This is a genomic window from Aminobacter sp. GW821-FHT11F06 (assembly GCF_058808215.1).
Map to the genome: position 1 here is coordinate 1 of NZ_JBXARL010000021.1, position 17,419 is coordinate 17,419.

The 17,419-nt window shown below is 63.5% G+C and carries 16 protein-coding genes and 1 pseudogene; 12 read left to right on the forward strand and 5 right to left on the reverse strand.

Annotated features, from left to right (window positions below; genetic code table 11):
• Positions 1-86: 86 nt before the first annotated feature.
• Entirely contained in the window at positions 87-950 is an 864-nt protein-coding gene (locus AC1RTB_RS26285) for a MurR/RpiR family transcriptional regulator (RefSeq protein ID WP_492882211.1), read from the reverse strand.
• A gap of 136 nt (positions 951-1,086) precedes the next feature.
• On the opposite strand from AC1RTB_RS26285, the gene murA reads away from it, so the two are divergent.
• The 9 genes from murA to AC1RTB_RS26330 all read left to right on the forward strand — a co-directional run bounded on the left by murA (position 1,087) and on the right by AC1RTB_RS26330 (position 11,708).
• The gene (gene murA, locus AC1RTB_RS26290) at positions 1,087-2,343 is read left to right on the forward strand and encodes a UDP-N-acetylglucosamine 1-carboxyvinyltransferase (protein WP_492882225.1); all 1,257 of its coding nucleotides are present in this window, start codon (positions 1,087-1,089) and stop codon (positions 2,341-2,343) included.
• Positions 2,340-3,239 carry a glucosamine kinase nucleotide-binding domain-containing protein gene (locus AC1RTB_RS26295; protein ID WP_492882212.1) on the forward strand — a complete coding sequence of 300 codons (900 nt, stop codon included), beginning with the start codon at positions 2,340-2,342 and terminating at the stop codon, positions 3,237-3,239. Before murA ends, AC1RTB_RS26295 begins: the two co-directional genes overlap by 4 nt.
• A 114-nt stretch (positions 3,240-3,353) precedes the next feature.
• Entirely contained in the window at positions 3,354-4,286 is a 933-nt protein-coding gene (murQ, locus tag AC1RTB_RS26300) for an N-acetylmuramic acid 6-phosphate etherase (RefSeq protein WP_492882213.1), read from the forward strand.
• 51 nt (positions 4,287-4,337) lie between these two features.
• Positions 4,338-5,852, forward strand: coding sequence for an ABC transporter substrate-binding protein (locus AC1RTB_RS26305; RefSeq protein WP_492882214.1), 1,515 nt, complete (start codon positions 4,338-4,340; stop codon positions 5,850-5,852).
• Between the two features lie 153 nt (positions 5,853-6,005).
• Entirely contained in the window at positions 6,006-6,965 is a 960-nt protein-coding gene (locus AC1RTB_RS26310; RefSeq protein ID WP_476798396.1) for an ABC transporter permease, read from the forward strand.
• Entirely contained in the window at positions 6,965-7,798 is an 834-nt protein-coding gene (locus AC1RTB_RS26315; protein ID WP_492882215.1) for an ABC transporter permease, read from the forward strand. The genes AC1RTB_RS26310 and AC1RTB_RS26315 overlap by 1 nt, the downstream gene beginning before the upstream one ends.
• 14 nt (positions 7,799-7,812) lie before the next feature.
• Positions 7,813-9,561, forward strand: coding sequence for an ABC transporter ATP-binding protein (locus AC1RTB_RS26320; RefSeq protein WP_492882226.1), 1,749 nt, complete (start codon positions 7,813-7,815; stop codon positions 9,559-9,561).
• Positions 9,562-9,573: 12 nt separating this feature from the next.
• The gene (locus AC1RTB_RS26325) at positions 9,574-10,587 is read left to right on the forward strand and encodes a serine hydrolase domain-containing protein (protein WP_492882216.1); all 1,014 of its coding nucleotides are present in this window, start codon (positions 9,574-9,576) and stop codon (positions 10,585-10,587) included.
• 2 nt (positions 10,588-10,589) lie between these two features.
• On the forward strand, positions 10,590-11,708 hold the full coding sequence (locus tag AC1RTB_RS26330) for an anhydro-N-acetylmuramic acid kinase (RefSeq protein ID WP_492882217.1): 1,119 nt from the start codon (positions 10,590-10,592) through the stop codon (positions 11,706-11,708).
• Between the two features lie 74 nt (positions 11,709-11,782).
• On the opposite strand, the gene AC1RTB_RS26335 is transcribed toward AC1RTB_RS26330, so the two are convergent.
• Positions 11,783-12,205, reverse strand: coding sequence for a GNAT family N-acetyltransferase (locus AC1RTB_RS26335; RefSeq protein ID WP_492882218.1), 423 nt, complete (start codon positions 12,203-12,205; stop codon positions 11,783-11,785).
• Positions 12,206-12,356: 151 nt separating this feature from the next.
• Here AC1RTB_RS26335 and AC1RTB_RS26340 point away from each other — a divergent pair, with 151 nt between their 5' ends.
• Positions 12,357-12,752, forward strand: a complete 396-nt coding sequence (locus AC1RTB_RS26340; RefSeq protein WP_492882219.1) for a HipA domain-containing protein — start codon at positions 12,357-12,359, stop codon at positions 12,750-12,752.
• 562 nt (positions 12,753-13,314) lie between these two features.
• Here AC1RTB_RS26340 and AC1RTB_RS26345 read toward each other — a convergent pair.
• Positions 13,315-14,169, reverse strand: a complete 855-nt coding sequence (locus tag AC1RTB_RS26345; RefSeq protein WP_492882221.1) for an SMP-30/gluconolactonase/LRE family protein — start codon at positions 14,167-14,169, stop codon at positions 13,315-13,317.
• On the reverse strand, positions 14,166-15,119 hold the full coding sequence (locus tag AC1RTB_RS26350; protein WP_492882222.1) for an SDR family NAD(P)-dependent oxidoreductase: 954 nt from the start codon (positions 15,117-15,119) through the stop codon (positions 14,166-14,168). Before AC1RTB_RS26350 ends, AC1RTB_RS26345 begins: the two co-directional genes overlap by 4 nt.
• Between AC1RTB_RS26350 and AC1RTB_RS26355 the strand changes: the two genes are divergently transcribed.
• Entirely contained in the window at positions 15,114-16,061 is a 948-nt protein-coding gene (locus AC1RTB_RS26355; protein WP_492882223.1) for a LysR family transcriptional regulator, read from the forward strand. The two genes, AC1RTB_RS26350 and AC1RTB_RS26355, sit on opposite strands and share 6 nt — an antisense overlap.
• Positions 16,062-16,691: 630 nt before the next feature.
• Entirely contained in the window at positions 16,692-16,898 is a 207-nt protein-coding gene (locus AC1RTB_RS26360; RefSeq protein WP_492882224.1) for a hypothetical protein, read from the forward strand.
• A gap of 443 nt (positions 16,899-17,341) precedes the next feature.
• Here the strand turns inward: AC1RTB_RS26360 and AC1RTB_RS26365 are convergent.
• Positions 17,342-17,419: pseudogene (locus tag AC1RTB_RS26365) on the reverse strand (amino acid ABC transporter ATP-binding protein); the annotation flags it as partial.

A 17,419-nucleotide genomic window follows, 5' to 3' on the forward strand; every position in this document is an offset into this window, starting at 1 on the left:
TGAAGAACCTGGCCCATAGCGCATCCCTTGATTCGAACGATAAGGATGCCCCATCAAAGCCTGGGATCAAACATCTAGGCCGGGTCTCAACGCAGTCTTCCATCCAGTTTCAGGGCAGCGACGGCGGCTTCGCTCTTGCGGATGTGATCGCCTGCGTCGGCCTGGCGTTGTACCAGGAGGATGAACAACAGATCTGTCAGCGCGAGTTGGGCGTCACGGACGGTGATCGAGGACGAACGGACGTCGTCCTCGTCGCTTGCCGTGTGCAGCACGATGTCGGCGATCGCGCTCAGCGGATTGTCCCTCAGCGACGCAACGGCCACGACCGTCGCGCCGCCTTCACTGGCAAGCTCGGCGATGCGCAGCGTCTCGATGCTGGTGCCGGAATGGGAAAGCGCGACCATCACGTCCCTCGGCCCCAGCGAGGCCGCGCTCGCCAGTTGCACGTGGCTGTCGCTGTCATGCAGGACGTTGCGGCCGAGCTTCATCAGCTTGATTGCGAAGTCGCGCGCCACAAGCGATGAGGCGCTGACGCCGGCGAGATGGATCCGGTCGGCCTGGTCGAGCAATTCGAGGACCCTGGTTACGGTCTGCTCGCTGTTCACCGACATGGTCTGCTGCATCGCAGTCAGCTTGCCCGCCACGAGCTTTTGCTGCACGGCGACGTAGCCGTCGGCGCGGTCGATGCTGCCGTGCACCATGCCGGGCGGGGCCTGCCATTGCTGGGCCTTGGCTTCGCTCACTGCAAGCTTCAGTTGTTGGTAGCTTGGATAGCCCAGCTTCTGCGCGAACTTCACCACGCTGGACTGGCTGCGCCCGGTCTGCTCGGCCAGGGCGACGGAGGACAGCAGCAGCATCTCGTCGGGGTTGTCGACGATGAACCGGCCGATCTGCCGGTCGGCCGGCGCCATGGTGTCGAGCGTCGCGAGGATTTTCGTGAGAACCGACATGGAGCGCCAGGAGCCTTTCATCAAGCGAATATCTAGGAATAGAATATTCCATCCGAGGTTGACAGGGAAGAATATTGCGGTCAACTCTCTTGTCGGCTCGGCTGGTCTCGACCGGCTGATGAACGGGTTTTCGATCATGGACAAGTTGCGCATCTTTGGTGGGCAGAGGCTGCAGGGAGCCGTCGCCATCTCCGGGGCCAAGAACGCGGCCCTGCCGCAGATCGCGGCATCCCTGCTGAGCCCCGAACCGCTCGAACTGACCAATCTGCCTGCGGTGAGCGACGTCGAGAACATGCTCGACGTCATTGCCCAGCATGGCGCGCAGGTTGCTCGCCATGGCAGCTCGGTCGTGGTCGATGCAAGCACTGCGTCCTCCCGCGAGACCAGCTACGACACGGTACGCAAGATGCGCGCCACCGTGCTTGTGCTGGGGCCGCTGCTCGCCAGGTTCGGACAGGCACAGGTGTCGCTTCCGGGCGGCTGCGCCATCGGCGCACGTCCGGTCGACATGCACATCAAGGCGCTCGGCCAATTGGGCGCCGAAATCGGCATTCAGGGCGGCTCGATCGTCGCTTACGCGCCCCAAGGACTGACGGGCACGCGCATCGTGCTCGGCTCGCCCTCGGTGGGCGCTACCGAGACGGCGATGATGGCGGCCACCGCTGCAAAGGGCGAGACCGAGATCGTCAATGCCGCCCGCGAGCCCGAGGTGACGGATCTCGCCGCCTGCCTCAACGCCATGGGGGCCAATATCGAGGGGGCGGGAACGCACCGGATACTGATCCAGGGCGGCACCTCGTGGCGCAAGGCTTCGCATCACACGATTCCCGACCGGATTGAGGCTGGAACCTATGCCATCGCAGCAGCCATCACTGGCGGCCAGCTGGAGCTGACGAACGCGCGGCTTGAGCATCTAGCGTCGGTGGTGCAGGTGCTGGAAGCGGCAGGTGTCAGCGTGTGGCCCGGAGACCGTGGCCTGATCGTCTCACGGGACGGTCCATTGACGCCGGTCGACATCACCACGGAACCTTATCCCGGCTTTCCGACAGACCTGCAGGCGCAGTTTATGGCGCTGATGTGCTGCGCGCCGGGCGCGTCGCTCTTGCGTGAGACGGTGTTCGAGAACCGCTTCATGCACGTGCCGGAGCTGATGCGGCTTGGCGCGAACATCACTCTGCAGGGGACGACGGCGCTCGTACGGGGCGGCACGCCTCTGCGCGGTGCGCAGGTGATGGCAACCGACCTGCGCGCCTCTGTGTCTCTGGTGCTTGCCGCACTCGTCGCCGAGGGCGAAAGCATCGTCAATCGCGTCTACCATCTCGACCGGGGCTATGAGAGCCTCGACCGCAAGCTGCGCATGTGTGGCGCCACCATCGAGCGGCTGCCCGGATGACCAGCGCCCCCACGCCTCGCTTCTATCTCGGCGTCGATGGCGGCGGCACCGGCTGCCGCGCCCGGATCGTCGATGAGGCCGGCAATGTGCTCGGGCAGGGGCTTTCCGGTCCGGCGACGACGCGGCTCGGCATCGACGTCGCGTGGGCGTCGATCGCGCGTGCCTTCGGCGAGGCGGCCGAAGAAGCGCGATTCGGCTCTGCCGAACTGGCGCGCACCTTCGCCGGCATCGGCCTTGCCGGCATAGGGCGCAAGGGTGCGCTGGAGGCACTCAGGGCCACCGCGCATCCCTTCGCCGGAATAGACTTTACCAGCGACGGAATGGGCGCCTGCCTCGGCGCCCATTCGGGCAAGGATGGGGCGATCGTCATCGCCGGTACCGGTTCGATCGGACTGGGTTTCGTCGAGGGACGAGACCTCAGGGTCGGCGGCTACGGGTTCCCGATCTCGGACGAGGGCAGTGGTGCCGATCTGGGCTTGAAGGCGGTGCAACTCGCGCTCCGTGCCCATGACGGTCGGCACGACCGTTCCGCCCTTCTGACGGAAATCATACAGCGCTTCCACGATGATCCTATGGAGGCGGTGGCCTGGATGGATCGGGCAACAGCCACCGACTACGCGGCCCTGGCACCGACCGTCATGCGCCATGCCGACCAGGGCGACGCCGCTGGCCGTCGCATCGTGCAGTCCGCGGCGGAGCAGATCGATACTATCGTGCGCACCCTCTTCGACAAGGGTGCGCCTCGGGTCACGCTTCTTGGTGGCCTGGCCAGCCCGCTCGAACCCTGGCTTGCGCCCGATGTTCGCCGCCGCCTCAAGCCGACCGATGGCGACGCCGTTTCCGGCGCGATCATCCTGGCCAGGCGGCTCGACCGGTCGTCCAGTCTCAAGGAATAATCCATTCCAAATCTTGTTGACACTAGGAATATTGCATTCTAGAAATTTAATGAAAGCCTCGGAGAACCGGCTCCGCGTGCTCTTACATTTTGAGAACCGGGCAGGTGGCGACAAGTGTCAGAACAAGCCTTGATTTCGGAGCTGGGGCGATTGGTTTCCGAGGAGCGGAACCCACGCACCATGGATATCGATCTGCTGCCGACGATCGATGTCCTCAGGAAAATCAACGACGAAGACAAACTTGTCGCGCATGCGGTCGAAAAGGTGATCCCCGAAATCGCGGCTGCAGCAGACCGCACAATCGCTGCCTTCAGGCAGGGCGGACGGCTGATCTATATGGGCGCCGGCACCAGCGGCCGCATTGGCGTGCTCGACGCCTCGGAGTGCCCGCCGACATTCAGCGTGCCGTCGACCATGGTGGTCGGGCTCATTGCCGGCGGCTACAGCGCTTTGCTGAAAGCGACGGAAGGGGCCGAGGACAGCCAGACCAAGGGCGCCGAGGCGCTGGCCGACATCGAGTTGACGGCCAGCGACGTCGTCGTCGGTATCGCCGCCAGCGGCCGTACGCCCTACGTCATTGGCGGCCTGAACTATGCGAAGAAGATCGGTGCAACTGCGGTCGCATTGTCATGCAACCCCCAGTCGGCCATTGCCGCCATTGCCGATATCGCCATTTCGCCGGTTGTCGGCCCCGAAGCGCTGACGGGCTCGACGCGCATGAAATCGGGCACGGCCGAAAAGCTGGTGCTCAACATGCTGACCACCGCCAGCATGATCGGCATCGGCAAGACCTACGAAAACCTGATGGTCGACCTGAAGGCCTCGAACAAGAAGCTCGTGGCGCGCGCCGCCCGCATCGTCATGCAGGCGAGCGAATGCACGCTGGAAGAGGCGCAGGCAGCGCTCGCCCAGACCGACAACGACGTAAAGCTGGCAATCCTCATCGTCATGACGGGGATGGATCTTGGCGCAGCGCGATCAGCGCTGGACGGTTCCAAAGGCTTCTTGCGGCAAGCAATCCAGGATGCGAAGCAGGCATCCATGTGATCCGGGCGGCCATTCTGGTCGCGCCAGCGAAAGAGTAACAGGGAGGATGAAATGACCAGCAAGTTCAAGTATTTCCTTGGGGCAACCACGGCCGTGATGATCGGCCTGTCGGCTGTTGCAGGGCATGCCGATGCAGCGACCCTGCGGATGGCCTGGGCGCAGGACGCCACCGGCCTCGACCCGCACAAGCAGACGGCCTTCTCGTCGCTGCGACTGCTTGAGTTGATCTATGAGCCGCTCGTGCGCCTCGACGCCGATCTCAAAATTATCCCCGGAATCGCGACGTCGTGGGAATTCGGAGCCGACGGCAAGCAGCTGACCTTCAAGCTCGACCCCAAGGCCAAGTTTCAGAACGGCGCGGCCGTGACCTCGGCCGACGTCAAGGCATCGTTCGAACGCATCCTCGACGAGAAGACGGGTGCGGCCAACCGCGCCAACTACCTGTCCATCGAAGCCGTCGAGACGCCCGACGCCGGCACCGTGGTGTTCAAGCTGAAGCAGCCCGACGCGCCGATCCTGACCGCCATGACCGACACCAATTCGTCGATCGTCCCGGCAAGCGAGATCGCGGCCGGCACCATCGGCACAAAGGCTGTCGGCTCAGGTCCGTTCAAGCTCGAGAAGTGGGATCCCAATTCCAAGGCCGCACTTGTTGCCAACAAGGACTGGGCTGGCGGTGCGACCGGTGTCGACGGCATCGAAATCAGCGTGCTGCCCGACGAAACCGCGATCCTCGCTGCCATGCGCACTGGCCAGATCGACTTCGCGCTGCTCAACGATCCGCTGATCGCGACGCTGGTGCCCAAGGAGCCGAAGCTTCAGCTCAACCGTGCGCCGCTGCTCGCCTACCACGTGCTGCAGCTCAATCCCGCGCGCAAGCCGATGAGCGAGCTTGCCGTGCGCCAGGCCATTTCCTGCGCCGTCGACCGCCAGGCCGTGCTCGACACGGCATCGCTAGGCGAAGGCAAGGTGACCGGGCCAATTACCGCTGCGTTCTTCGCTTCCGACCCGAATTCGCTGTTCTGCTACAAGCAGGACGTCGAGAAGGCCAAGAAGCTGATGGCCGATGCCGGCTTTGCCGACGGCTTCAGCGCCACGGTGATCGCTGCGACCGGCGAGCCGCCGACGGCTGCCGCCGAAGCCCAGGTGTTGCAGTCGCAGCTGGCTGAGATCGGCGTCAAGCTCGACATCAAGATGATGGAGCTCAACGTCTATGTCGACACCTGGCTGAAGGGCGACTTCGACATGGCGGTGGCGCTGAATGGCGGCCGTCCCGACCCCTACACCATGTACAACCGCTACTGGACCAAGAACGGCAACCTGCAGAAGGTTTCCAACTTCGCCGACGACACGCTCGACAAGCTGCTGCAGGACGGCCGCGCCGAGACCGATCCGGAAAAGCGCAAGGTGATATTCGCCGAGTTCGACAAGCAGCTTGCCGAAAAGGCGCCGTGGATCTGGCTCTACACCGGCTATGGCTACACCGCGCAGCAGAAGAACGTGCAGGGTTTCGTCCCGATGCCGACCGGCTCGCTGGTCAGCCTCGGCAAGGTCACCGTCCAGTAGCAACAGGTGTTTTTGGGCGGCGGGCATCTCCCTGTCGCCGCCCAAAGGCGGTCGCCGTTGAGCCGATGGCGACCGCCCTTGAATTCGCGACCGGCCATGTTCGGTCTAGCCCGGGAGCCGCAACGGCTCCCCAACCCCAGATGGTCTTTCGCCATGAGTTACGTGATACGTCGCCTGCGGGCCTTTCCCCTGGTCCTGATCGGCGTCTCTATCATCGTCTTCATCGCCATTCGGCTGGTACCGGGCGATTCTATCACGGCCATGCTGGGAACCGAGGCGGGACTTCTGACCCCGCAGCAGCGGGATTCGCTGGCGATCTATTTCGGCATCGACCAACCTTGGCCAGTCCAGTACTGGCGCTGGTTCACCGGCCTGTTCAGCGGCGACCTCGGCATATCGGTGACCTACGGCAAACCGGTGCTGTCGGTCATTATCGAACGCTTTCCGCTGACGCTTGAGCTGGCACTTCTGGCCATGCTGATCGCGCTGTCGATCGGCGTGCCTGCAGGTGTGTTCGCTGCCACCCGCAACGAACGTCCGGCCGATCTCGGTGTCCGCATCGCGGCCATGATCGGCCAGTCGACGCCGAGCTTCGTTGTCGGCCTCGTCATCATTTACATCCTGTCGGCTGGCTTCGGCGTGCTGCCCACCATGGGTGCGTTCACCCCGTTCTGGCAGGATCCGTTACAGAATCTCGGCCAGATGATCCTGCCGGCGATCACGCTTGGCTGCGCCTTTGCATCCTCGGTCACCCGCGTCACCCGCTCGGCCATGCTCGACGTCTTGAGCGACGACTATGTGCGCACCGCGCGCAGCAAAGGCGCCTCCGAGCGCAGCGTCATCTGGCGTCACGCGCTGCCCAATGCGCTGGTGCCCGTCGTCACGCTGAGCGGCATCGAGTTCGGCTACCTGCTCGGCGGCGCCGTCATCGTTGAACAGATCTATGCTCTGCCGGGCCTCGGCCGCATGGTGCTGGAAGCCATCCTGCAGCGCGACTATGCGCTTGTTCAGGGTGCGGTGCTGTTCATCGCCCTCAACTTCATGATCGTCAATCTGCTCGTCGACCTCGCTTATGCCGCGCTCGACCCCCGTATTCGCCTGGAGGGCCGTTGATGCGCGTCGTGAAGGCCATCTTTTCGCATCCGAGCGGGCGCATCGGCGGCGCCATCGTGCTGGTCTATCTGGTCGTCGCCTTGCTCGGCGCTGTCGGCCTGACCCCGCACGACCCGCTGATGCAGTACCGTATCGACCGTCTGCATGCGCCGTCGTCGTCTTATCTGATGGGCACGGACCTGTTTGGCCGCGACGTCATGAGCCGTCTGATGAAAGGCGTCGGCCAGTCGTTCACGGTCGCCTTCTTCTCCGTGGCGTTCGCGACGCTTGCCGGGACAGTGCTTGGCCTCACTGCCGCTTGGTATGGCAAGCGCTGGGACACGGTGATGATGCGGTTGATGGACGTGCTGCTGGCCTTCCCGGCGATCCTTTTGGCGCTTCTGATCGTCACCATCATTGGCCCAGGCACCTGGACCAGCGTCGCTGCCATCAGCATCGTCTATACGCCGATCTTCACCCGCGTCGTGCGCGGCCCGGCTCTGTCGCTCAAGGCCCGCGATTTCGTCGATGCCGCCCGCACCTTTGGCTCGAGCCGCACCTATATCCTGACCCGGCACCTGCTGCTCAACCTGGTGGCGCCGCTCACCGTGCAGGTCACGCTGGCGCTCGCCTGGGCGCTGCTGACCGAGGCCGGCTTGAGCTTCCTCGGCCTCGGCACCCAGCCGCCGGCCTCGTCGCTCGGCCTGATGCTGAGTGACGCGCGCAACCTGATGGAGCAGGCGCCGTGGCTGCTGGCTTTCCCGGCTGTCGCCATCATGCTCTCGATCCTCGGCTTCAACCTTCTCGGCGATGCGCTGCGCGACATCCTCGACCCCAAGACGAGGAGGGCGTGACGATGGCATCAGAGATGAAACCGATCCTTTCGATCCGCGATTTGCATGTCAGTTTCGGCCCGGCGGCCAGCGCCAAGGAAGTCGTGCATGGCGTGAGTTTCGACCTCGGCGTCGGCGAAGTGCTGGCGATCGTCGGCGAGAGCGGCTCAGGCAAGTCGGTGACCGCTCTGTCGAGCAACCGGCTGATCGACTATGCCGGCGGCCGCATCACCAGCGGCAAGATCGAACTGCTGCGCGCCGACGGCAGCGTGCTCGATGTCACCAGCGCCAGCAAGCAGGAATTGACCGGCATCCGCGGCGCCGAGATCGGCGTGATCTTCCAAGAGCCGATGACGTCGCTCAATCCGGTGCTGACCATCGGCGCCCAGATCGAGGAATCGTTCCGCCTGCATCGCGGCCTGACTGGAGTGCAGGCACGTGCCGCAGCGCGCGACGCTCTCGAACGCGTGCGTATCCCCGATGCCGAGCGCCGGCTCAAGGCGACGCCGAACGAGTTGTCGGGCGGCATGCTGCAGCGTGTGATGATCGCCATGGCGCTCGCCTGCAATCCGCGCCTGCTGATCGCCGACGAGCCGACGACGGCGCTCGACGTCACCGTACAGGCGCAGATCATGGCGCTGCTCGCCGAGCTTCGCCGCGAAACCGGCATGTCGATGATCTTCATCAGCCACGACATCGGCCTCGTCGCCGGCATCGCCGACCGCGTGATGGTGATGCAGGATGGCAGGGTCGTCGAGCAGGGTGAACTGGGCCAGATACTCGATAAGCCGCAGCACCCCTACACCCAGCATCTGCTGCATGCGGTGCCGCACTTCTCCAACGGTGTAGCGGCAAGAACGGACGGAGCACGCGCGGTAGCGCCGCTGCCCAAGCCGACGCTCGAGGTCGACGACCTTGTTGTGCGCTATCCGCTGAAGGGCGGCTGGTTCAGCAAGCCGGTGGGGGCGGTGCATGCCGTCGACGGCGTCGCCTTCGATCTGATGCCGGGTGAAACGCTGGCGATCGTCGGCGAAAGCGGTTCGGGCAAGTCGACCACCGCGCGCGCCGTGCTCGGCCTCGTCTCGCCGACGCGCGGGGCGTTTTCGGTGGAAGCCCAGGCCGCGCGACCCGGTCAGAGCCGGCTGCCGGTGCAGATGGTGTTCCAGAACCCTTATGCCTCGCTCAACCCACGTCTCAACGTCGAGCAGATCCTGGCCGAGCCTGTGATCGCCACCGGCGCGCCCGTCGATACAGCGGTTCGCGAACGGATGGCAGCACTGCTCAAGCGCGTCGGCCTGCCCGAGGACAGCCTTGCCCGCTATCCGCACCAGTTCTCCGGCGGCCAGCGCCAGCGCCTTTGCATTGCCCGGGCGCTGATGCTCAACCCGTCGGTCGTGGTGCTCGACGAGGCGGTCTCCGCCCTTGACGTCTCGGTGCAGGCGCGCGTGCTGGAACTGCTGGTCGACTTGCAGCACGAATACGGTCTCGCCTATCTCTTCATCTCCCACGACATGGCGGTCGTCGAGCGCATCGCGCATCGTGTCGCGGTGATGTATGCCGGCCAGATCGTCGAGATCGGCGATGCGAAAGCAGTGCTCTCGGATCCGCAGCATCCCTATACCAAGAAGCTGATCGCCGCCGTGCCGACAATCGACCGCCGCAAGCAGAACTTCGAGCTCGATACCCGCCAGGTGCCGTCGCTGGTGCGCCCGGTCGGCTATGAGCCGCCGGCCGCGAACTGGCTCCAGTTCGGCAAGGACCACAAGGTACGGGCCCAAGCCTGAGAGAGTAAGAAGATGACCACCGACGATCTCGCCCGGCTTCACCAACGTGCCTTCGAAGCGCTGAAACAGGCCGTGCAGGCCGGTCGCGTCCCGGGGGGCGTCCTTGCTATCGTCGACAGGGGCGGCAACAGGATCAGCCGGGCCATCGGGCATGCGCAGCGCGTGCCGTCAAAGCGCCCTATGTGCGAAGACACCTGGTTCGACCTGGCATCGCTAACCAAGGTCGTCTTCACCACGCCGCGTATCCTGGCGCTGGCCGAGGCGGGCACCGTCGATCTCGACGCGCCTTTGACGACTGTTTTGCCGGATCTGCGCCAGTATGACTCCAACGCCTGGGAACGGCAGGTCACCTTCCGCCAGTGTCTCGGCCACCAGACGCCGTTTCCGGCGGTCGAACCGATCTATACCTATGGCCGTGACCCGGACCTGCTGCGGACGTTCATTCTGCAGCGCGAATGGCGAAAGCTGGAAGCGCCAGTCTATTCCGACATCAACTTCATCCTGCTCGGCTTTGCCATGGAGCGCCTGTCGGGCAAGTGGATTCGCAACATGGGTGCCAGCAAGGGCTTTGCCTTTTCGGCCGATCCTGACCAGTCAGCGGCGACCGAGGACTGCACCTGGCGGCACAGGGTGTTATCGGGCGAGGTCCATGACGACAATTGCTCGGCCCTTCAGGGTGCCGGCCATGCCGGACTGTTCGGCACGGCAGCCTCCGTGCTTGATTTCGCGCAAGGCCTGCTCGATGGCAGTGGCGCCTCGGCCGACGCAATCGCCCTGATGCGCACGCCGCTTTCGGCCAAGCGCACGCATGGCTGGGAGCATCCTTATGCCGGCTGGTCCGGTGGCGAGCGCTGCAGCGCAGGCACCATTGGCCATACCGGATTTACCGGCACGGGCCTCTGGATAGACTTCGACGCCGGCCGCGCCTGGACGCTGCTCACCAACCGTATCCACCCGACGCGTCATTTCGACAGCGGCATAACAGATCTGCGCCGCCAGGTCGGCGACGTCATCAACGGAGCTTGAACATGCAACCCATCTGGTCGGTCGGGCTGATGACCGGAACCGTGCTCGACGGTAACATCGACGTCGCGCTGCTCAAGACCGACGGCGAGCGCATCGAGGCCTTCGGTCCCTACGCGCTCGTGCCTTACGAGGCTTCGGTCCGGCCGATGCTGGAGCAGGCGCAGGCCGAAGCCAGGGTCTGGAACTTCGTGGGGCCGGAGCCGGCAATCTTCGCCAAGGCCGAGCAGGCCCTCACTCGCGCCCAGTCTGCCGCCGTGCGCCAGGTCGTCGAGGGTGCCGGCATGACCATGGCCGACATCGGCGTGGTTGGCTTTCATGGCCAGACCGTGCTGCATCGTGGCCCGCAAAAGGGCGGCCTGCCAGGCGAGACCTGCCAGCTCGGCGATGGCGCGCTGATGCATTCGCTCCTAGGCACCAAGGTCGTCTATGATTTCCGTACCGCCGACATACGCGCCGGCGGCCAGGGGGCGCCGCTGGCTGCCGCCTATCACGCCGCCTTGCTGGGTACCGCCGGTGCCAGCGGTGACAGCGCCATCCTCAATCTCGGCGGCGTCGGCAACGTCACCTGGTGGGACGGCAAGTCCGACCTCGTCGCCTTCGACACCGGCCCGGCCAACGCGCCGATCAACGACTTCGTCAAGTCGAGGGGGCTGGGCGAGATGGACCGGGGCGGGGCGCTTGCCGCCGCCGGCACCGTCGACGAGGACAGGCTCGCGCGCCTGCTCGAGCATCCCTATCTCGCCGCAGCCTATCCCAAGTCGCTCGATCGCTTCGACTTCACCGCCGCGATGGCCGACGGGCTGAGCAACGAGGATGGCGCCGCCATCCTGACCGCCTTCAGCGCATCCTGTGTCGGCAAGGCGCTCGACCTTCTGCCGCAGCGGCCGAAGAAGCTGTTTGTGTCAGGCGGCGGCCGCCACAACCCGACCTTCATGGCGATGCTGCGTGCGCGTGCGGGCGTCGATGCCGTCTCTGCCGACACCATCGGCTGGCGCGGCGATGCGGTGGAGGCCGAGTGCTTCGCGTTCCTCGCCGTGCGCGTCCTGCGCGGCATGCCGATCAGCTTCCCGAGCACGACGGGTGCGCCGCAGCCGATGATGGGCGGCCGCACCGCCGAGTGATATCCGCCCATGACACGGAGGCCATGGCGCAGGATCGGCGACCGTGACGGCCGCCGATCTTTTGCCGTATCCCGTCAGGCTTGTTCCAGCGACTTCGCCAGGAAGGTGCGAGTTCGGCCTTTGGGGAAATCCGGCAATGTCCCGAACGGCTTGTAGCCCTGGCGCTGATAGACCTTCAGCGCCGTTGGGCTGAAGGTGTCGATGTAAGCGCCATGGCAGCCGCGGATCGCGGCCTCGTCTTCAGCTGCCTGCAGCATGCGCGAAGCCGCGTTCTGCCCTCGCAGGCTTTCGTCCACCCAGAGCCATTGGACATAGAGCCAACCCCAGGCCGTGTAGCCGGACATGCCGGCGACCACGGAACCATCCTTGCCGCGGACGAACACTGCCAACGAGCGCTTGTCCGCAGGACCGACATCGGCTGCATTGAAGGCGGTCAAGTGGTCGCCCACCGTGTTGAGGTCCTCGATGGAGGGGCTGTCGGTGACTTCGGTGTCCATATGTTGCCTGTGTTCGCAGCCAGTTGACCTATGAGACGCTAGAATCGTGGCGCGTTTAAACACCCCAGACTAGGCGGATACAACGGCTGCTTTCAATTCCATTTTGCTGGAAGCAGGTGCCAGGCCCTGTCGGTGATGCCGACGCTCAAGCATGAGAACCAGGGTGGGCCCGGGTATCACGACTATCTCCAACAAGGTGCTGTCGGCCTCCCTAGACCCTGTCCGCGATCGTAAGACCTTCATGGCCGCGAACGTCTTCAGCTGGATCATCGCCGGCACGGACGCACATGCAAAGAACTACTCGATGCTGCTCGGTGCTCAGGGCGAGGCCCGCTTAGCTCCACTCTACGACATCTCCTCCATTCTGCCGCACCTCGGCGAGGGAGAGACCCAAGCTAAGATGCTCGACCTCAAGCTGGCGATGAAGATCGACAGGGCCTACCTGATCGGCGAGATCATGCCGCGTCACTGGGAGCGCGCTGTGCGTCTTCGGCCAAGGGCGGCGGCGAGTACACGATCCAGACGATCCGCCACCAACTCGCGGTGATGCCCGATATGGCATCGGAGTGCGCCCAAGGGCTTCGCCAGGAGGGAATCACCCATGAGATCGTTTGTCGCCTCGTCGACGTAATCGCGACACGCATCAAGGGCCTGTCCCGGATCTATGGAGGGGAAGCCGCTACGAGGTCCGTGGAGGTTGTGGAGGCGAAAATCGGCCGGGGATAGACGTCGGCGACAGATATCCGCTCTCAGCATTTGGGGACCGCACACTGCCGACGGGACTTTCGCTCTAATGGCACGCGGCCCCTGGCCGGAGTAGATGGCCGGCTTCGGACCGGTCATCGGACCACCTTGAATGAAGGGAATGGTGTCGGTTGCCGAACGGCGGATTACCATACGATTTGTCGAAAACCAGACTGTCCGGAGACGGCCCCAAACAAGTCGGAACCAATTTCCGGTTCAACTGCGACCAGCTCAATGCCAGGACGTCGCCTTGGTGGTGGGAACCAGCCATTCTGATGTTGAAGGCTTTTCGGCAGCTATCGTGACCAAGCTGACATTCGCATCGGCTTTCGCCACTTTCATCGTGGCAAGACAGTGGTGGTCCTTCATCGCACCGCGTCCTCATAATCGACTTCCAGAAGCGCCCCTGAGGCCGGAGCGCAGGCAATGCGTTCGTCTGTCAGGCCGATCCGGGCCGTGGTGACGAACAAGGTCCGGCCATCGCCGCCAAAGGCGCAACTCGTCGGGCGCGGCACAGGGAGAGGGATCAGACGCTCAAGAGAGCCGTCAGGAGCAATGCGGGCGATGGCCGATCCGTCGAAAAGAACACTGAGAAGATGGCCCGCACTGTCCATCGTCAGGCCATCGGGCTTTCCCTCCTTGGGGTTCATGCCGAAGAACAGGCGGCGGTTGCTGATCTCGCCTGTGGCCGGATCGAAGTCGTAGGCGTAGATCTCTCCCTTGTGCGAGTCCGTGTAATAGAGCGTTTGGCCATCCTGGCTCCATTCCAGGCCATTGGGCAGATCGAAACCGGTATCGGCCATATGCCACGTTCCATCCGGATCGAACCGGTAAAGGATGCCGACGCCCTTCTGTCCTTCCTTGTTCATTAGCCCGGTCCACAGTCGACCCTGGCGGTCATACTTCCCGTCGTTGAACCGGAATGCCTGATCGGCATGTGGAGAGCGTGCGAAGCGTTCGATGCGGCCATCCGCTCCAAGGCGTGCCAGCTCGCAGTCGAGGCCCAGAACGATCTGACCCGCCGGACCCTCTGCCAGCAGGCCGACAGCGGCGGGAACGTCGATTACGTCATCATGTCCGGTTGCCGGGTCGTAGCTGTGGACCTGCCCGCCCATGATGTCGATCCACAGCAGTCGGTTGCGCCGCGCGCTCCAGATGGGACTTTCGCCGATGATCGCGTTAGTTCTGACTGCAATCTTGAAGTCGGGGGCGGCGGTCATGACCGCGGCTCCTGCGCAAGGACCGCAATCTGGTCCCATGCCGTAGCCACGGCGGCTGGAGTGCCAGCGTGGACCGCGCGCAGGTCGCGCGGATAATCCACCCCCTCGGCCTCAACTGCGCGAGTCGCATGGAACTGCCCGTTCGCGGCCCGCAGTATCCAGCCCCCTTCTAAACATGCGGCCGAGGCAAGGAAGGCTACACCCGGCGCGACAGTTTCGGGCTTCAGCTCGTCCGGTTCGCCCTCCACGCCCCACATCCGGGTCTTCGCAACCGGAGAAACCGCATTGACGATAATGCCGTGCGCAGCCCCCTCGGCCGCAAGAACGTTCATGATGCCCACGGCGGCCATCTTGGCTGCGGCGTAAGAGGCAAGACCCTTCTGGACATATTGCGGATAAAGAGCGCGGCAGGAGGTCGTCAGCACGATCCGGCCATAGCCGGCCTCACGCATGCGGGGCCATGTGGCTTGAGCGATCCAGAGCGGTGCCTTTGCCGTGACCGTCATCATGTGGTCGAAGGAGGCATCCTGAAAATCCTCGATCCGTTCGTAGCCCACCCAGCCAGCATTGTGGATCACCGCATCGAGGCGTCCGTTTACGGCCAGGCAATTGCGCACCAGGGTATGGCAGTCATCGCGCGTGTTTATCGGGGTGTGGAAGGGATGCGCGGCGATCCCTTCAAGGGAAAGGCTCGCGGCGACGTTTTCCGCAATCGCTGGCTCGGTCCCGGTTCCATCAGTATCCGCACCGACATCGTGCAGCAGGACAGTCGCGCCGAGCTGGCCGACCGCTCTCGCATAGGCGAGGCCCAAGCCTCGGCCCGCTCCGGTTATGAGGACAGTGCGTCCGCAAAAATCTAATTGGTTCATCATGGCATTCTCCATTGCGCGGAAGATGGCCACAACGCTACGATACGTCCAATACCAAGGAAATGGGATCGTGATATGCATGATGTATCAGAGGAGCCGCTCTCATCCGGGCGCGGCATGATCGACCTGCGCAAAATGGAGCAGTTCGTCGCCGTTGCGGAGGAGGGCCATTTCCACCGCGCGGCTCACCGCCTCGGTATGTCCCAACCACCATTGACGGTTGCGATTAGACGGCTGGAAGAGGACCTGGGCGTCGTCTTGATCGACCGGGGTGGCAACCGGATTATGGGCCTGACCGCCGCAGGTCATGCGTTTCTCCGTGAAGCGCGTGAGACGCTCCGCCAGGCGCATTACTCAATCCGCGTGGCGCAGGAGACAGCAGCCGGCCTCACCGGCCTTGTTCGGCTGGGATATGTCGGCAGCGCGCTCTACGGGCGATTGCCCGATACGGTAAGGAGGTTTCGGCATGCGCGGCCTGATGTGCGCCTGGAATTGCGCGAGGCGACCACGGCAACCCAGATCGCCAGTCTTCTGAACGGCACGCTTGATGCCGCGATCGTCATTCCCCCACTGGCAGATACGGAGGGGATCGAGTTGCACGGCTTCGATCACGACCGGCTTTGCATGGCCCTGCCGATTGATCATCCTTTGTCGCGCCAAGACAGGCTGACTCCTGCGGACCTTGCGGATGGAGCATTTGTTCTATGGCCGATGATCGAAGGGCGGGGCTTCCACCTTCAGGTGATCCGATTGTGTGCCGACGCCGGCTTCGTGCCTCAGATCACGCAGGAGGCGCATGGTATGCATGCCGTTCTGTCGCTCGTCGCGGTGGGCGCAGGCGTGTCCATAGTCCCGGAGAGCATGGCGAGCTTTCGGCCGGATCGCATTGCATATCGCGCAATAGCCGAGCCGGAAGCAGCTTTCGAGCTGTCTCTGGCGGTCCGCAAGCCAAACCCAGCGACCAAGGCATTTGTGAAGATAGCTACGGAGCCGACAGGTAGCTTGAACATTGATGCTACCTGACGTTCCTCGAACGGCGGCTTCGGACAGGCCAGTATCGGCCCCAAACGGAATGTTCTCAAGGGGGGGGGTAGAAAACGGAGGTCCGTGCTACTCCCGCCTAAGCGGCGGCGTGGTAGAAAACGATCTCCGGATCACCTTCATCAAGGTTGTCGACGTATACCCGGCAGCCGCAGCGTCATATGTAGTTGTCGCGAGATCGATCTCTGAAGGGTGAACGAAATGCCAGATTTCATGGTGGTCGAGTGCGACGGCGAACGGCGAGATTGGGATCGACAAATCGCGCAGCAGCACTTCGAGGTCTGCGGGCGTGCCGGCGCTGCTGGTTGTCAGTTGGCACCATACGGCTCCTGGACACGTGCCGCGAACTGATCGCGGGCGCTAATTTGACAATTGTAGTCATTTGGCCGAGATATCGGCTATGCAAATAGTTTCCTTTGCCATCTTCAGCATCCGCAAAGGCGGCCTTCAAACAGGCTGACGGCCTGGTGCTGCTACCTGCGAGAGCAAGAGCGGCACCAGGGAAGCGATCCCCACCACATCAGAAATGTATGTGCGCCGGCTGTGCGATTTGCTGCGCTTGATTTTGCGCGCCGCTATCTGCCGGACGCCATTGCCTTTGGATTGATCCGAATGACCTTCAAATACAGTTTCACGTTCCCCATCAGCGGCGGGAACAAGTTGCCTCGCTTCAAGAACTGGGCGGCGGAGCATGCACCGGAAATCGAGGTGAGCCTTCCTCCTCAGGTTCCGGTCAAAAGTGAGAGTATGACGATCCGCCTCAAGTCCGTTGATGATCGTCAAATGCTCGTGACCAAGCTGGCAGGTGCCGAGCTGTAACTCCGAGTGGCGGTGGCGGGCAAAGCTCGTCACCGTCTACCCAGATGCTGCCAAGTGCCCCGCATCCCACCTGCCCGTTAGCGCGGCCGGGATCGAAACGAGATGACGGGAGTTATAGCAATTCCAACCGAGTTCTCTGACATGGCCAACGACAAATCAAATACCAAAGGTGATCGAAAGATGAACGCCAACGATGAGACATACGAGGTCGCCGCTTTTGCTAAGAAGTATGGTCTGCCAACCAGCGAGGCCGCAACAATCATTAAGAGGTACGGACCTTCGCGACGGAAGCTCGATACTTACATGGCATCGCGGAACGCGTGAAACCAGGGAGGGCCGGTCGGTGTTGGAGATCTGCGGAACCGGCTACCTAGCGCCAGCCGCCGTCCTGATCGTTTCGAGGAAGCCGGCTTGCGCCGCTGTCGTCCTAGCCTAAAAGCTAGTTAATGCAGGATCTGGCTGAGGAACAGCTTGGTGCGCTCGTGGCGCGGATGGTCGAAGAACTCGGCCGGGGTGTTTTC

Excerpts from the sequence above, each read along its gene's own strand:
- AC1RTB_RS26285 (WP_492882211.1), bottom strand. The coding sequence starts at position 950 with ATGTCGGTTCTCACGAAAATCCTCGCGACGCTCGACACCATGGCGCCG.
- murA (WP_492882225.1), top strand. The coding sequence starts at position 1,087 with ATGGACAAGTTGCGCATCTTTGGTGGGCAGAGGCTGCAGGGAGCCGTC.
- AC1RTB_RS26295 (WP_492882212.1), top strand. The coding sequence starts at position 2,340 with ATGACCAGCGCCCCCACGCCTCGCTTCTATCTCGGCGTCGATGGCGGC.
- AC1RTB_RS26305 (WP_492882214.1), top strand. The coding sequence starts at position 4,338 with ATGACCAGCAAGTTCAAGTATTTCCTTGGGGCAACCACGGCCGTGATG.
- AC1RTB_RS26310 (WP_476798396.1), top strand. The coding sequence starts at position 6,006 with ATGAGTTACGTGATACGTCGCCTGCGGGCCTTTCCCCTGGTCCTGATC.
- AC1RTB_RS26315 (WP_492882215.1), top strand. The coding sequence starts at position 6,965 with ATGCGCGTCGTGAAGGCCATCTTTTCGCATCCGAGCGGGCGCATCGGC.
- AC1RTB_RS26320 (WP_492882226.1), top strand. The coding sequence starts at position 7,813 with ATGAAACCGATCCTTTCGATCCGCGATTTGCATGTCAGTTTCGGCCCG.
- AC1RTB_RS26325 (WP_492882216.1), top strand. The coding sequence starts at position 9,574 with ATGACCACCGACGATCTCGCCCGGCTTCACCAACGTGCCTTCGAAGCG.
- AC1RTB_RS26330 (WP_492882217.1), top strand. The coding sequence starts at position 10,590 with ATGCAACCCATCTGGTCGGTCGGGCTGATGACCGGAACCGTGCTCGAC.
- AC1RTB_RS26335 (WP_492882218.1), bottom strand. The coding sequence starts at position 12,205 with ATGGACACCGAAGTCACCGACAGCCCCTCCATCGAGGACCTCAACACG.
- AC1RTB_RS26340 (WP_492882219.1), top strand. The coding sequence starts at position 12,357 with ATGAGAACCAGGGTGGGCCCGGGTATCACGACTATCTCCAACAAGGTG.
- AC1RTB_RS26345 (WP_492882221.1), bottom strand. The coding sequence starts at position 14,169 with ATGACCGCCGCCCCCGACTTCAAGATTGCAGTCAGAACTAACGCGATC.
- AC1RTB_RS26355 (WP_492882223.1), top strand. The coding sequence starts at position 15,114 with ATGCATGATGTATCAGAGGAGCCGCTCTCATCCGGGCGCGGCATGATC.
- AC1RTB_RS26350 (WP_492882222.1), bottom strand. The coding sequence starts at position 15,119 with ATGCATATCACGATCCCATTTCCTTGGTATTGGACGTATCGTAGCGTT.
- AC1RTB_RS26360 (WP_492882224.1), top strand. The coding sequence starts at position 16,692 with ATGACCTTCAAATACAGTTTCACGTTCCCCATCAGCGGCGGGAACAAG.